Genomic DNA, 14,499 nt, shown 5'->3' on the forward strand with positions numbered 1-14,499 from the left:
GGCCCCCGGCGGGCGCTACTGCTCGGGACCGGTGGTGGTGGCGCGCGTGTTGGGCGGCAGCGGGGTGTCGGCGCCCTTGCGCAGCCCGATCTTGCTGCCCAGCCACACCAGCGGGTCGTACTTGCGGTCGGCGACGCGCTCCTTGAGCGGGATCAGCGCGTTGTCGGTGATCCTGATGTGCTCGGGGCACACCTCGGTGCAGCACTTGGTGATGTTGCAGTAGCCCAGGCCGAATTCGTCCTGGGCGATCGCGCGGCGGTCGGCGGTGTCCTCGGGGTGCATCTCCAGTTCGGCCACCCGCATCAAGAACCGCGGCCCCGAGAAGCTCTCCTTGTTCTCCTCGTGGTCGCGGATGACGTGGCAGACGTTCTGGCACAGGAAGCACTCGATGCACTTGCGGAACTCCTGCATGCGCTGCACGTCGGCCTGCCGCATGCGGAAGTCGCCCGGTGCGGAGCCGGGCGGCGGCGTGAACGAGGGGATCTCGCGCGCCTTCTGGTAGTTGTACGACACGTCGCAGACCAGGTCGCGGATGACCGGGAAGGTCCGCATCGGGGTCACCGTGACGCTCTCGTCGGGCCCGAACGTCGACATCCGCGCCATGCACGCCAGCCGCGGCCGGCCGTTGATCTCCATCGAGCACGACCCGCACTTGCCGGCCTTGCAGTTCCAGCGCACGGCGAGGTCGGGCGCCTGGGTGGCCTGCAGCCGGTGCAGGACGTCGAGCACGACCTCGCCCTCGTTGACCTCGACCTCGTAGGCCGCCAGGGAGCCCGCGCCGCCGTCGCCGCGCCACACGTGGAACGTCCGCTTGGTCATCACTTCTCCTCCTTCGACGCGGAGTCGGCGCCCTCGGCCGGGGGCAGCTCCTCCTCGGTGAGGTACTTGGTCAGCTCCGCGCGGTCGAACAGCGCCAGCAGGTCGGGCCGCAGGGTGTCCAGCGGCCGCCGGTCCAGCTCCACGCGGCCGCCGCGCAGGCTCGCCGCGAGCACGGTGCGGCGCCACTGGGCGGACATCGCCGGGAAGTCGTCGCGGGTGTGCCCGCCGCGCGACTCCTCGCGGGCCAGCGCCGAGCGCGCGACGGCCTCGGACACCGCGAGCATGTTGCGCAGGTCCAGCGCCAGGTGCCAGCCCGGGTTGTAGGCGGTGCCGCCCTCGGCGCGCACGGTCGCCACCCGCTCGCGCAGCTTCTCCAGCGCCTCCAGCGCCTGCTCCATCTCGGGGCCGCGCCGGATGATCCCGACCAGGTCGTTCATGGTCTGCTGCAGCTCCTGGTGGAGCTGGTAGGGGTTCTCGCCGGTGTCGCGCCGCAGCGGGGCCGCGGCCTCCTCGGCCAGCCGCGCCACGTCGGCGTCGGACGGCCTGGGGCGGTCGCCGCCCAGCCCGTCCAGGTAGCGGGCCGCGCCGATCCCGCAGCGCCGCCCGAACACCAGCAGGTCCGACAGGGAGTTGCCGCCCAGCCGGTTGGAGCCGTGCATGCCGCCGGCGACCTCGCCCGCGGCGAACAGGCCGGGCACCCGCGCGGCGCCGGTGTCGGCGTCGACCTCGACCCCGCCCATGACGTAGTGGCAGGTGGGGCCGACCTCCATGGGCCCGGCCGTGATGTCGACGTCGGCCAGCTCCTTGAACTGGTGGTGCATCGACGGCAGCCGCCGCATGATCTCCTCGGCGGGCATGCGGGTGGACACGTCCAGGAACACGCCGCCGTGGGGCGAGCCGCGCCCCTCCTTGACCTCGTTGTTGATGGCCCGGGCGACCTCGTCGCGGGGCAGCAGCTCGGGCGGCCGGCGGTGGTTGGCCGGGTCGGCGTACCAGCCGTCGGCCTCCTCCTCGGTCTCGGCGTACTGGTCGCGGAACACGTCGGGCACGTAGCCGAACATGAACCGCTCGCCCTCGGAGTTGCGCAGCACCCCGCCGTCGCCGCGCACCGACTCGGTGACCAGGATGCCCTTGACCGAGGGCGGCCAGACCATCCCGGTGGGGTGGAACTGCACGAACTCCATGTTGATGAGCGCGGCCCCCGCGCGCAGCGCCAGCGCGTGGCCGTCGCCGGTGTACTCCCAGGAGTTGGAGGTCACCTTGAAGGACTTGCCGATCCCGCCGGTGGCCAGGATGACCGCCGGTGCCTCGAAGACGCAGAACTCCCCGGTCTCGCGGACGTAGCCGAACGCGCCGGCGATGCGCCCGGAGCCGTCGGTGAGCAGCTCGGTGACGGTGGTCTCGGCGAACACCCGCAGCATCGCCTCCGGATGGCCCAGCTCGGCGGCGTCGGCCTGCTGGAGCTGGACGACACGCTGCTGGAGGGTGCGGATCAGCTCCAGGCCGGTGCGGTCGCCCACGTGCGCCAGCCGCGGGTACTCGTGGCCGCCGAAGTTGCGCTGGCTGATGCGGCCGTCGCGGGTGCGGTCGAACAGCGCGCCCCAGTACTCCAGCTCCAGGATGCGCTCGGGGGCCTCCTTGGCGTGCAGCTCGGCCATGCGCGGATTGTTCATGAACTTGCCGCCGCGGATGGTGTCGCGGAAGTGCACCTGCCAGCTGTCGTTGGCGTTGACGTTGCCCAGCGCGGCCGCGGCGCCGCCCTCGGCCATGACCGTGTGGGCCTTGCCGAAGAGCGACTTGGAGATGATCGCGGTCTTCCTGCCCTGCTGGCGGGCCTCGATCGCGGCGCGCAGCCCGGCGCCGCCGGCCCCGATCACCACCACGTCGTAGTTGTGCCGTGTTGTCTCGGACATCTTCCTGACTTTCGATCGCGGCGGTGCGCGTGCCAACGGGCGCAACGGGCGAAACGACGCGTCGGCGCGGTGCCGCGCGTACCGCCGGTGGAGGGGTGCGGGGTCGCCTTAGTTGAAGATGCGGGGGTCGGAAACGGTCCCGCTCGCGACAAGGGCGACATAGAGGTCGGTTACCACCAGCGTGCCCAGCGTGATCCAGGCGAATGTCATGTGCCGGGTGTTGAGCCGGGTGATCTGGGTCCACAGCCAATACCGCACGGGGCTGCGCCCGAAGCTGTTGATGCGCCCGCCGAAGACGTGCCGGCAGGAATGGCAGCTGAGCGTGTAGCACCACAGCAGGACGACGTTGCCGAGCAGGACCAGGTTGCCCAGTCCGATTCCGAATCCGCCGCGTTCGCCGTGGAACAGGGCGAGAACGGCGTCATAGGTGTTGACGACCGAAATGACCAGGGCGATGTAGAAGAAGTAGCGGTGCAGGTTCTGCCCGATCATGGGGAACCGCGACTCGCCGGTGTAGCGCCTGTGCGGCTCGCGCACCGCGCAGGCGGTGGGGGCCTGCCAGATGGAGCGGTAGTAGGCCTTGCGGTAGTAGTAGCAAGTGAACCGGAACAGCAGCAGGAACGGCAGGCTGATCGCGGCGTAGGGCAGCCACCAGGGGAACTCGAAGGGCAGTCGGCCGAAGTGCGCGGCCTCGGGCGCGCACTGGGCGGCGATGCAGGGCGAGTAGAACGGCGTGAGGTAGCCGTGGTCGGCGGCCCAGTAGTGGTCCTGCTGGAGCGCGCGGGCCAGGCCGTAGACCAGGAACGCGGTGAGTCCGAGAGTCGTCAGCAGCGGGGCGACCCACCATCGGTCGGTGCGCAAGGTGCGGGCGGATATCCGGGCGCGGGCCAGTCCGGCGCGCTCCGGCGGGGGAAGCGTCGATGTCATTTCGCTGCGTCTCCATCTTGGCGGGGGCGGCCCCAGCGCGGACGGGACGACGCGGGGCGCGGGCCGCTCTCGCAACCGTGTGATCAGGGAGTGCGGACGTGTTAGGCATGCCACGTTAGGCCGCGGCCATCACGAATTCAGCTCGAAATTCACGCGAAATGAATGTGAAAAATGCCACGTCGGCTGTTTTCGGTGCCGGAGTTTGCCGCCAAAAAGAGCGAAATGTAATTAAATGCGCTTTATGTGTCCTATGGTGCGCGTGTTAATCGGTGGGTGTTATGTGAAGGTAAGTCCAGCCTTCATGAAAGAAACTTATCGTGTTTTTCGGCGGAACCGCGCGCGGCCCCCGTTCCCCCGCCTTCGCGGACGTGGCCGCTAGGGCCGAAGGGCCGCGATGACCTCCAGGTCCTCGCCCACCTCTTCGCGGGTGAGCTGGGTCAGGTAGGCCATGAGGTGGCGGCGGAACGCCTTGGCCGTGTGCGAGGGGTCGACGTCCTTGCGGTGGGCCAGGGCGATCGTGCGCAGCAGGCGCGGCTGGCTGAGCGGGATCCCGCGCAGCCCCGGGCGGTTCTTCAGCACCATGCTGGGCACCACGGCGATCCCCAGGCCGGCCTCCACGAACCGCAGCACGGCGTCCATCTCGCCGCCCTCCACCGCCAGGCGCGGCTCGAACCCGGCCGAGCGGCAGGCGTACAGGGTGGCCTCGCGCACGTCGTAGCCGTGCCGGAACATCACCAGCGGGCGGTCGCGCAGGTCGGTGATGCGCATGGTGGCGCGGTCGGTGGGCGGGGCGTCGCCGGCGGCGTGCACCACCACCAGGTTCTCGCGCAGGATCGGGGTGGTCACGAACGCGGGGTCGCTGCTCTGCAGCGGCAGGATGATCAGCGCGAGGTCGAGCTCGCCGTGGCCGAGCGCGCGGATGAGGTCGCGCGACCCGCTCTCCTCGACCTGGAGTTCGATCCCGGGGAACCGGTCGTGGTAGCCGGCCAGCGCCTCGGCGATCAGGCCCGCGCACAGTGAGGGGGTGGCCCCCAGCCGCAGCCGCCCGCGGCGCATGCCCGCCAGCTCCTGCACCTCGCGCCGGGCGGTCTCCATGTCGGTGACGATGCGCTGGGCCAGCGGGAGCAGCGCCTCGCCGGCCGGGGTGAGTGTGATATTTCCCCGGGCCCGGCTGAAGAGGGAGGCGCCCAGCTCCTCTTCGAGGTTGCGGATCTGCTTGCTGAGGCTGGGCTGCGCGACGCGGGAAAGCTCGGCTGCGCGGGTGAAATGGCGTGTCTCGGCCACCGCGAGGAAGTAGGCCAGCTGCTGGAACTGCACGTCCATAGCCTACGGCTATGGAGACCAGCGTTGTGATGACTTAGACGACTTTGTTTATCAAGATTTAAAGTGACGAGTTGTGGCGAACAGTACCCTGACCAAGCAGCGATCGGAGGCGCTCGGTTCCACGGTGGCCCTCAAGTCCGCGATGGCGGTCACCGGCGTGATCATGGCGCTCTTCCTGGTCGTGCACATGTACGGCAATCTCAACGTGTTCGCGGGCCAGGAGGCCTTCGACAACTACTCCCACCACCTGCGCGTGTTCGGCGAGCCCATGCTGCCCCACGGCGGCTTCCTGTGGATCGTGCGCGTGGTGCTGCTGGCGAGCGTCCTCATCCACATCTACGCCGCGGTGGCCCTGTGGCGGCGAGCGGGCACGGCCCGCCCGGTCCGCTACCAGGTCACCAAGCGGGTCCAGCGCAGCTACTCCTCCTACACCATGCGGTACGGCGGTGTGCTCATCGCGCTGTTCGTGGTCTTCCACATCCTCCACCTGACGACCAACCACATCGCGCCGGGCGGGGCCTCCGACAGCCCCTACGAGCGGTTCGTGAACGGCTTCCAGCCGGAGTTCTGGTACGTCACCCTCTTCTACGTCCTCACCGTGATCGCCGTCGGGTTCCACCTGCGCCACGGCATCTGGAGCGCGCTGACCACCCTCGGCGCCAACCGGCAGAGCCGGCAGCGCTCCCTCAACATCATCGCGACCGCGATCGCGTTCGTGCTGACGGTCGGCTTCCTGCTGGGGCCGCTGTCCGTGACCCTGGGGCTGGTGGAATAAATGATCGACCTGTACACCGAAGGCGACCCGATCCGCGACGAGAAGGCGCCCGAAGGTCCCATCGCCGAGCGCTGGGACAAGCGCCGCTTCGGCGCCAAGCTGGTCAACCCGGCCAACCGGCGCAAGCTGTCGGTCATCATCGTCGGCACCGGCCTGGCCGGGGCGTCGGCCGCGGCCACGCTGGGCGAGGCCGGCTACCGCGTCAAGTCCTTCTGCTACCAGGACAGCCCGCGGCGCGCGCACAGCATCGCCGCGCAGGGCGGCATCAACGCCGCCAAGAACTACCGCAACGACGGCGACAGCATCTACCGGCTGTTCTACGACACCGTCAAGGGCGGCGACTTCCGCTCCCGGGAGTCCAACGTCTACCGGCTCGCGCAGGTCAGCGTCGAGATCATCGACCAGTGCGTGGCCCAGGGCGTGCCCTTCGCGCGCGAGTACGGCGGCCTGCTCGACAACCGCTCCTTCGGCGGCGTGCAGGTCTCGCGCACCTTCTACGCGCGCGGCCAGACGGGCCAGCAGCTCCTGATCGGCGCCTACCAGGCGCTGGAGCGGCAGGTGGCGGCCGGCACCGTCGAGATGAACACCCGGCACGAGATGCTGGAGCTGATCGTCGTCGACGGCCGCGCGCGCGGCATCATCGCCCGCGACATGGTCACCGGCGAGATCGAGACCCACTTCGCCGACGCCGTGGTCCTGGCCACAGGCGGCTACGGCAACGTGTTCTACCTCTCGACCAACGCCATGGGCTGCAACGTCACCGCCTCGTGGCGCGCGCACCGCAAGGGCGCGCTGTTCGCGAACCCCTGCTTCACCCAGATCCACCCGACGTGCATCCCCGTCAGCGGCGACTACCAGTCCAAGCTCACCCTGATGAGCGAGTCGCTGCGCAACGACGGCCGCATCTGGGTGCCCAAGCGGACCGGTGACGACCGCGACCCCCGCGAGATCCCCGAGGACGAGCGCGACTACTACCTGGAGCGCATCTACCCGTCCTTCGGCAACCTGGTGCCGCGCGACATCGCCTCGCGCGCCGCCAAGAACGTGTGCGACGAGGGGCGCGGTGTCGGCCCCGGCGGTCTGGGCGTCTACCTGGACTTCGCCGACGCCATCAAGCGCATGGGCCGCCCGGCCGTCGAGGCCAAGTACGGCAACCTCTTCGACATGTACCAGCGCATCACGGGCGAGAACCCCTACGAGGTCCCGATGCGCATCTACCCCGCCGTGCACTACACCATGGGCGGCCTGTGGGTCGACTACGACCTGCAGAGCACCATCCCGGGCCTGTTCGTGACCGGCGAGGCCAACTTCTCCGACCACGGCGCCAACCGCCTGGGCGCCAGCGCGCTGATGCAGGGCCTGGCCGACGGCTACTTCGTCCTGCCCAACACCATCAACGACTACCTGGCCGGCGGCCCGTTCGAGAAGCTGGACGAGAACACGCCCGCGGCCAAGGAGGCGGCCGACGCGGTGCGCGCGCGCATCGACAAGCTGCTCTCCATCAAGGGCGACCGCACCGTGGACTCCTTCCACAAGGAACTCGGCCACATCATGTGGGACTACTGCGGCATGGAGCGCAACGAGGAGGGCCTGCGCAAGGCCATCGAGCGCATCCGTGAGCTGCGCGACGAGTTCTGGCGCAACGTCCGCGTGCTGGGCACCAACGAGGAGCTGAACCAGGCCCTGGAGAAGGCCGGCCGGGTGGCCGACTTCCTGGAGCTGGCCGAGCTGATGTGCATCGACGCCCTGCACCGCCGGGAGTCCTGCGGCGGCCACTTCCGCTCCGAGAGCCAGACCGAGGACGGCGAGGCCCTGCGCCACGACGACGAGTTCGCCTACGTCGCGGCGTGGGAGTACACCGAGACGGGCCAGCCGCCGGTGCTGCACAAGGAAGCCCTGGAATACGAATACGTCGAGATGAAGCAGCGGAGTTACAAGTGAACATCACCCTGCGCGTGTGGCGCCAGAAGGGCCCCGACGACAAGGGTCGGATGGTCACCTACCAGGTCGAGGACGTGTCGCCGGACATGTCGTTCCTGGAGATGCTCGACGTCCTCAACGAGAAGCTCCAGCTTGAGGGCGAGGAACCGGTGGCGTTCGACCACGACTGCCGCGAGGGCATCTGCGGTGCCTGCGGCGTGGTCATCGACGGCGAGGCCCACGGGCCCGAGACCACCACGACCTGCCAACTGCACATGCGCAGCTTCAAGGACGGCGACACCATCACCGTGGAGCCGTGGCGGGCCAAGGCGTTCCCGGTGATCAAGGACCTGGTCGTGGACCGCGGCGCCTTCGACCGGATCATCCAGGCCGGCGGCTACATCAGCGCGCCGACCGGCACCGCGCCCGACGCCCACGCCATGCCGGTGCCCAAGGCCGACGCCGACCGCGCGTTCGACGCGGCCACCTGCATCGGCTGCGGTGCCTGCGTGGCCGCCTGCCCCAACGCCTCGGGCATGCTGTTCACCGCCGCCAAGGTCACCCACCTGGGCATGCTGCCCCAGGGCCAGCCCGAGCGGCAGGCGCGGGTGATCAAGATGGTGAACCAGCACGACGAGGAGGACTTCGGCGGCTGCACCAACATCGGCGAGTGCGCGGCGGTGTGCCCCAAGGGCATCCCGCTGGACACGATCTCCCAGCTCAACCGCGACCTGCTGGGGGCGCTGGCCAGCGGCCGCGCCGAGTAGGCCGCAACCGCTAAGGGGCCGTCCCGCGTGCGCGCGGGGCGGCCCCTTAGCGCTGTCCGGGCGCCGGGCCGTGCGGCGGGAAGCGCGGGCGGCGCCGCCCGGGGCATCAGGGGTGCTGGTCGAACACGTGCGCCCGGATCCAGGCGTGCATGGCCACGGCCGCGGCCGCCCCGGCGTTGATGGAGCGGGTGGAGCCGTACTGGCCGATGGACAGCACCGCCGCGCACACCGCGCGGACCTCCTCCGACAGTCCCGGCCCCTCCTGGCCGAACACCAGCACGCAGGCGCGCGGCAGCGGGTAGGTCTCCAGCGGCACGGACCCGGGCAGGTTGTCCACACCGATCAGCGGCAGGCCGCGCTCGGCGGCCCAGGACACCAGGTCGGCGGTGCCGGGGTGGTGGTGCACGTGCTGGTAGCGGTCGGTGACCATGGCGCCCCGGCGGTTCCACCGGCGCCGCCCCACGATGTGCACCGCCTCGGCGGCGAAGGCGTTGGCGGTGCGCACCACCGACCCGATGTTGAAGTCGTGCTCCCAGTTCTCCACGGCCACGTGGAAGGGGTGGCGCCGGGTGTCGAGGTCGGCGACGATGGCGTCGTTGCGCCAGTAGCGGTAGCGGTCGACCACGTTGCGCCGGTCGCCGCGCGCCAGGAGTTCGGGGTCGTAGTGGTCGCCTTCGGGCCAGGGCCCCGGCCACGGCCCCACCCCGACCTCGGGGCGGTCGGCGGCGGCGCCGGCGGGGTCGGTCGGCTCGGCGCGGTCGGCGGGGGAGTCGGGAAGGGCCTGGTCGGTCACGCCGTCCAGCTTAGGCACGGCGCGGGCCCGCCGCTCCGGCGCGCTGGGGGCACCGGGGCGGCGGGCCCGCGGGGACCGGCCGGCCGGGCTCAGGCGGTGGCGCCGGCGGGGACCTCGTCCAGGGAGTCGTCGCGGGTCTCGCGCGACAGCAGCAGGGCCACCAGGGTCAGCGCCCCGGCGCCGATCAGGTAGCCGCCCACCGCCCACAGGCCGAACTCGGCGGCCAGCCAGGTGGCGGCGTAGGGCGCCAACGAGGCGCCGAGCAGCCCGCCCAGGTTGTAGGAGATCGACGCGCCGCTGTAGCGGACGTTGGTCGGGAACAGTTCGGGCAGCAGCGCGCCCATCGGGCCGAAGGTCAGGCCCATCAGGGACAGGCCCAGGATCAGGCACAGCAGCACCAGCGGCGTGGAGCCCGAGCCCAGCAGGGGGCCCAGCGCCAGCCCGAAGGCCATGATGGCGGCCGTCACGGCGAGCAGCACCGGACGGCGGCCGAACCGGTCGGCCAGCAGGCCGGCCGCCGGGGTGAAGGCGCCGAAGAACACCACGCCGACCAGCAGGAGCACCAGGAACTGGGAGTAGCCGTAGCCCAGCCCGCCGGGTTCGGGCGCCGTGCCGTAGGTCATGGAGAACACGGTCATCAGGTAGAAGAGCACGTAGGTGGCGACCATGATCAGCGTGCCCAGGACGATGCCGCGGGTGCTGGTGCGGAAGACCTCGACCACCGGGGTGCGGGCGCGCGCGTTGGCGGCCAGGACCTTGGCGAAGGCGGGGGTCTCGTGCAGGCTGAGGCGGACCCACAGGCCCACCACGATCAGCACGGCCGAGAGCAGGAACGGCACGCGCCAGCCCCAGGCCAGGAACGTGGAATCGTCCATCGAGCCCGACAGCGCCAGGAACACCCCGTTGGCCAGGAAGAAGCCGATGGGCGCGCCCAGTTGGGGGAAGGTGCCGAACAGCGCGCGCTTGCGGCGCGGGGCGTTCTCGGTCGCCAGCAGGGCCGCGCCGCCCCACTCGCCGCCCAGGCCCAGGCCCTGGCCGAACCGGCACAGCGCCAGCAGCAGCGGCGCGGCGATGCCGATGGAGGCGTGGCTGGGCAGCAGGCCGATCACCACGGTGGAGATGCCCATGGTCAGCAGCGAGGCCACCAGGGTGGCCTTGCGGCCGATGCGGTCGCCGAAGTGGCCGAAGAGGGCGGAGCCCACCGGGCGGGCCACGAAGGCGATGGCGAAGGTGGCCAGGGACTGGAGGGTCGCCGCCGTGGGGTTGTCGGCGGGGAAGAACAGGTGCGGGAAGACGAGTACGGCCGCGGTCGCGTAGACGTAGAAGTCGTAGAACTCGATCGATGTCCCGACGAGGCTGGCGAGGATCACCCGCCCCGGCCGGTTGGCCGGGGCGGGGCCCGTTTCGGGTTCGCTCGCGTCCTCTGGAGTCCGCACGGCCATGGCCGCTTCCTCCCACTTCGTAGGGTGATGACCGCTATAGCCTACTTTGGCGTGGGCGTTAAATGAGACATCCGTCTCGCATTGTGAGACGCCGTGGGTGCGGCGGTCCACCGAGGGGGACGCGGGGCGGTGCGGGGTCAGCGGCCGAGGTCGATGCCGCCGACGATGTCGCGGGCCTGGACGACGTTGCCCGACACCTCGCCGACGACGGTGTTGACCACCTCGGGTCCGCCCGAGGTGAAGTACGGCCGCAGTTCCTCGACAAGCCGCCGGAGGCCGGGATCGTGCTCGGCGGCGGCCCCGATGTGGGCGGCCAGGGCCGCGACCGCCTCGGTGTCGTCGTAGTCGATCTGCGCGGCCTCCAGGGCGGCGTGCGGCTCGGGGTCGCGGCGGAAGCGGGCGATGACGGCGCCGCGCAGTCGGCGCAGGAGGTCCACCGCGCCTTCGGTGAAGGGTTCCACGGCCTTGCCGGCGACGGCGGCGGCGATGGCGATCAGGACCTGGTCGACCACGAGCACTCCCGGTTCCACAGACGAAGGGACGCCTCCATGGTCCTCCACGCGCTGCCCGCGCGCCATGGCTCCGCGTGATCGGGCCCGTGCCGCGCCGGTGCCGGCCCGGCCCCGGCCGGCCCGGCGGCTCAGCCCTCGGCGGCGCCGTGCCGGGGCCGCCGCAGCAGCGCCAGTGCGCGCCAGCCCACCAGCACCAGGCCGAGGAACACCGCCGCGACCACGACGAAGGAGACCTGCACGCCGCCCCCGGCGGCCGCGCGCAGGGCCATGCCGCCCGCCACGGTCACCGGCCACACCACCACCCCGGTGGGCACCGGCGCCGCCGGGCGGCGCCAGGCCAGGCACAGCAGCCAGGCGGCCGCGAGCGCGGCCAGGAACGGCCAGGCCGTGGCGGCCACCCCCGCCGGAGCCAGCCCTTCGGCGTGGTTGGCGCGGCCGATCAGCACGAAGGCCAGGACGCAGAGCACGTCGAGCACGAGGGCGGTCACCGGTGAGCGCATGCCGCCAGCCTAGGTGTACTGACCACGGAGGTTGGTAACACCGGCCCCGGCAAAAACAACGAAGAGGGCCTCCGGTATCGGTGTGGATGTCTGACGTCCCACCGCCCGGAAGGCCCTCGATGCCCCACACTACCCACGCCAACGCCCGCCTGACCCCCGCCGGGCGTCTGGCCCTGGCCCGCTGCGTCGTCGAGGACGGCTGGCCGCTGCGCCGGGCCGCCGAACGCTTCCAGACCAGCGTGGCCACCGCCCAGCGCTGGGCGAGCCGCTACCGCACCCACGGCGCGGCCGCCATGGGCGACCGCTCCAGCCGCCCCCACCGCTCGCCCCGGCGCACCCCCGCCCGCCGCGAGCGCCGCGTCGTCAAACTCCGCCTCATCAAGCGCTGGGGGCCCGCCCGCATCGCCGGACACCTGCACATGGAGGCCTCCACCGTCCACCGCATCCTGACCCGCTACCGCATGCCCCGCCTGTCCTGCACCGACCGCGCCACCGGCCTTGCCGTGCGCCGCTACGAACGCGCCCGCCCCGGCGAACTCGTCCACGTCGACGTCAAGAAGCTCGGCAACATCCCCGACGGCGGCGGCCACCGCGCGGTGGGCCGCTACGCCGGAGTGCGCAACAAGCAGGCCACGACCGCCGCCCGCAAGCACGGCTCACCGGTGATCGGCCACGGCTACCTGCACACCGCCATCGACGACCGGACCCGCCTGGCCTACACCGAGATCCTCACCGACGAGAAGAAGGAGACCGCCACCGCGTTCTGGGCGCGGGCGGGCGCCTACTTCGCCTCGGTGGGCATCGCGGTGGAGCGGGTGCTGACCGACAACGGGTCCTGCTACAAGTCCCGGATGTGGCGGGAAGCCCTGGCCCGGGCCCAGATCACGCACAAGCGCACCCGGCCCTACCGGCCCCAGACCAACGGCAAGGTCGAGCGGTTCCACCGCACCCTGGCCGAGGAATGGGCCTATGCCCGCCCCTACCGTTCAGAGGCCGAACGCAGAGAAGCGTTCCCGGGCTGGCTCCACCACTACAATCACCACCGGTTCCACACCGCGATCGGCGGCCCACCCGCCACCCGCGTACCCAACCTCTCGGGTCAGTACACCTAGGCCGTCGCCGGTCAGGGGCGCGTGCGGGTCGGGCGATCGGGGGGCGGCGGGTCAGGGCGCGGCCCGGTCGGTGCGCTCCAGGACCACCACGGGGATGGTCCGGTCGGTCCGTTGCTGGTACTCCGCGTACTGCGGGAACACGCCGACGAGGTGGTCCCACAGGCGGGGCCGCTCCTCGGGCGAGGCGGTGCGGGCGGTGGCGGTGAACCGGTCGGCGCGCACCTGCACCTCGACCTCGGGGTGCTCCCGCAGGTTGAGGTACCAGGCGGGGTGGGTGTCGGAGCCTCCGTTGGAGGCGACCAGCAGGAGGCGGCCGGAGTCCTCGCCGTAGATGAGCGCGGTGCGGCGCCGCTTGCCCGAGCGGCGGCCGCGCGTGGTGAGCAGCAGGGTGGGGAAGCCCATGAAGAGGTGCCCCTCTTCGCCGTCGGTCTCGACATAGCCGCGGATGTGGTCGGCGACCCAGCCGGTCGGGCTGTCCACCACGGGTTCCCTGTCGTGCGCGGTCATGCGGGGGTGTCCTTTCGATCGCCCGGTCGCCCGGTCGGGCGGCGCGGAGGCGGCAGGGGGGCGGGGCGCGGGTCAGGCGCGGGGCGTCGACGTGCGCCAGAAGACGGGGATGAGCACCGCCGCCACGGCCACGTGCATCAGGGCCAGGACCACGGCGCCGCCGGTGTCCACCGTGACCCCGAGGAAGGGGAGGAACGAGGCGGCCAGCACGACCAGCGCGGCGGTGGTCCAGACGGCGCGGGCGTGCCGGGTGAACCGCTCCAGGAGTTCGAGCAGCCCCCAGCCCAGCAGCGCGGGGGCCAGGCTCATGACGGCGATCGCGGAGGCCCCGAGGTCGCGCGGCGGCACCCCCGGCGACTCCACCACGAGGCCGTAGCCGAGCAGGGGTTCCCCCACGACCCACAGCGCGAGCGCGGCGGCCACGGATCCGGCCACGGCCAGGGCCCGGGCGCGCAGGCGCCCCGTGGAGCGGGACGCGCCCGTCGAGGCGGCGGGGGTTGCGGCAGCGGCCATGGTATCTCCTTGACGATCATCATTGTTGAGAAGCTCAAGTATTTGGGCAGCCTAGCGCCACTGGTTGAAGATCTCAACGTTTTGCCACGGGACGGTGGTGGCACACCACGTTCGCCCGACTCGACCGTGGCGGCGCTCAACGGTTGCGTACCATCGGGGTATGAGCGCCCCAACCGATCCCGACGTCCGCGAACTCAGCACCCTGGTCACGGGCGCGGCCGAGCGGCTGCGGGCCGCGTTCAACGCGGCGGCGGCCGAGCAGGGCCTCACCCCGGTGCAGGCCGCGGCGCTGGTGAACCTCCGCGAGTCCGCGCCCATGCGCGACCTCGCCCGGTGGCTGGCCTGCGACCCCTCCAACGTCACCCAGATCGTGGACGCCCTGGAGCGCCGCGGGCTGGTGGGGCGTCAGCCCTCGCCGCAGGACCGCCGGGTCAAGGCGCTGGTGCTCACCGACGAGGGGCGGCGCCGCCAGGCCGTGCTCCGGGAGCGCGGCCACGCCCAGGCGACCGAGCTGTTCGCCGCGCTGGGCCCCGACGAACGCGTGCTGCTGCGCGACCTGCTGGCGCGGCTGCCGGGCGGGGGCTGCGGCGAGGACTGCGGGCCGGCCTGACACGCGCGAGCGCGCGGCCGGGCGCCTCGCGGACGCCGGCCGCGCGCTCCGCGGCGGGACGGGTGC

General features: G+C 71.6%; 15 protein-coding genes. 5 read left to right on the forward strand and 10 right to left on the reverse strand.

Annotated features, from left to right (window positions below):
* Window positions 1-15: 15 nt before the first annotated feature.
* From HNR12_RS20495 to HNR12_RS20510, 4 genes are all read right to left on the reverse strand, one after another.
* A complete protein-coding gene (locus tag HNR12_RS20495; RefSeq protein ID WP_179769113.1) occupies window positions 16-819 on the reverse strand; it encodes a succinate dehydrogenase/fumarate reductase iron-sulfur subunit in 804 nt (267 codons plus the stop codon).
* On the reverse strand, window positions 819-2,732 hold the full coding sequence (locus HNR12_RS20500) for a fumarate reductase/succinate dehydrogenase flavoprotein subunit (RefSeq protein ID WP_179769114.1): 1,914 nt from the start codon (window positions 2,730-2,732) through the stop codon (window positions 819-821). The genes HNR12_RS20495 and HNR12_RS20500 overlap by 1 nt, the downstream gene beginning before the upstream one ends.
* A 108-nt stretch (window positions 2,733-2,840) precedes the next feature.
* A complete protein-coding gene (locus tag HNR12_RS20505) occupies window positions 2,841-3,659 on the reverse strand; it encodes a hypothetical protein (protein WP_179769115.1) in 819 nt (272 codons plus the stop codon).
* Window positions 3,660-4,034: 375 nt separating this feature from the next.
* A complete protein-coding gene (locus tag HNR12_RS20510) occupies window positions 4,035-4,976 on the reverse strand; it encodes a LysR family transcriptional regulator (protein WP_179770763.1) in 942 nt (313 codons plus the stop codon).
* A 79-nt stretch (window positions 4,977-5,055) separates the two neighbouring features.
* On the opposite strand from HNR12_RS20510, the gene HNR12_RS20515 reads away from it, so the two are divergent.
* From HNR12_RS20515 to HNR12_RS20525, 3 genes are read left to right on the forward strand one after another with little or no spacing between them, the layout of a single operon-like run.
* A complete protein-coding gene (locus HNR12_RS20515) occupies window positions 5,056-5,757 on the forward strand; it encodes a succinate dehydrogenase cytochrome b subunit (protein ID WP_179769116.1) in 702 nt (233 codons plus the stop codon).
* The gene (locus tag HNR12_RS20520; RefSeq protein ID WP_179769117.1) at window positions 5,758-7,698 is read left to right on the forward strand and encodes a fumarate reductase/succinate dehydrogenase flavoprotein subunit; all 1,941 of its coding nucleotides are present in this window, start codon (window positions 5,758-5,760) and stop codon (window positions 7,696-7,698) included.
* Window positions 7,695-8,444, forward strand: a complete 750-nt coding sequence (locus HNR12_RS20525; protein WP_179769118.1) for a succinate dehydrogenase/fumarate reductase iron-sulfur subunit — start codon at window positions 7,695-7,697, stop codon at window positions 8,442-8,444. The genes HNR12_RS20520 and HNR12_RS20525 overlap by 4 nt, the downstream gene beginning before the upstream one ends.
* A gap of 106 nt (window positions 8,445-8,550) precedes the next feature.
* On the opposite strand, the gene HNR12_RS20530 is transcribed toward HNR12_RS20525, so the two are convergent.
* The 4 genes from HNR12_RS20530 to HNR12_RS20545 all read right to left on the reverse strand — a co-directional run bounded on the left by HNR12_RS20530 (window position 8,551) and on the right by HNR12_RS20545 (window position 11,691).
* Entirely contained in the window at window positions 8,551-9,237 is a 687-nt protein-coding gene (locus HNR12_RS20530; RefSeq protein WP_372451064.1) for a TrmH family RNA methyltransferase, read from the reverse strand.
* Window positions 9,238-9,326: 89 nt separating this feature from the next.
* Window positions 9,327-10,679 (reverse strand): MFS transporter, encoded by a 1,353-nt coding sequence (locus HNR12_RS20535; RefSeq protein ID WP_179769119.1) that lies wholly within the window; start codon window positions 10,677-10,679, stop codon window positions 9,327-9,329.
* A gap of 137 nt (window positions 10,680-10,816) precedes the next feature.
* Entirely contained in the window at window positions 10,817-11,191 is a 375-nt protein-coding gene (locus HNR12_RS20540) for a hypothetical protein (protein ID WP_179769120.1), read from the reverse strand.
* Between the two features lie 128 nt (window positions 11,192-11,319).
* Entirely contained in the window at window positions 11,320-11,691 is a 372-nt protein-coding gene (locus HNR12_RS20545; protein WP_179769121.1) for a DUF3054 domain-containing protein, read from the reverse strand.
* A 119-nt stretch (window positions 11,692-11,810) separates the two neighbouring features.
* Between HNR12_RS20545 and HNR12_RS20550 the strand changes: the two genes are divergently transcribed.
* Window positions 11,811-12,803, forward strand: coding sequence for an IS481 family transposase (locus HNR12_RS20550; protein ID WP_179769122.1), 993 nt, complete (start codon window positions 11,811-11,813; stop codon window positions 12,801-12,803).
* 51 nt (window positions 12,804-12,854) lie between these two features.
* On the opposite strand, the gene HNR12_RS20555 is transcribed toward HNR12_RS20550, so the two are convergent.
* Both HNR12_RS20555 and HNR12_RS20560 read right to left on the reverse strand, forming a co-directional pair.
* Complete coding sequence (locus HNR12_RS20555; RefSeq protein WP_179769123.1) at window positions 12,855-13,310, reverse strand: nitroreductase family deazaflavin-dependent oxidoreductase; 456 nt, start codon at window positions 13,308-13,310, stop codon at window positions 12,855-12,857.
* A 72-nt stretch (window positions 13,311-13,382) separates the two neighbouring features.
* Window positions 13,383-13,823 (reverse strand): DUF6069 family protein, encoded by a 441-nt coding sequence (locus HNR12_RS20560; protein ID WP_222600621.1) that lies wholly within the window; start codon window positions 13,821-13,823, stop codon window positions 13,383-13,385.
* 160 nt (window positions 13,824-13,983) lie between these two features.
* Here HNR12_RS20560 and HNR12_RS20565 point away from each other — a divergent pair, with 160 nt between their 5' ends.
* Window positions 13,984-14,433, forward strand: a complete 450-nt coding sequence (locus tag HNR12_RS20565; RefSeq protein WP_179769124.1) for a MarR family winged helix-turn-helix transcriptional regulator — start codon at window positions 13,984-13,986, stop codon at window positions 14,431-14,433.
* Window positions 14,434-14,499: the final 66 nt, after the last annotated feature.

This window comes from Streptomonospora nanhaiensis, assembly GCF_013410565.1.
Classification (GTDB): Bacteria; Actinomycetota; Actinomycetes; order Streptosporangiales; family Streptosporangiaceae; genus Streptomonospora; species Streptomonospora nanhaiensis.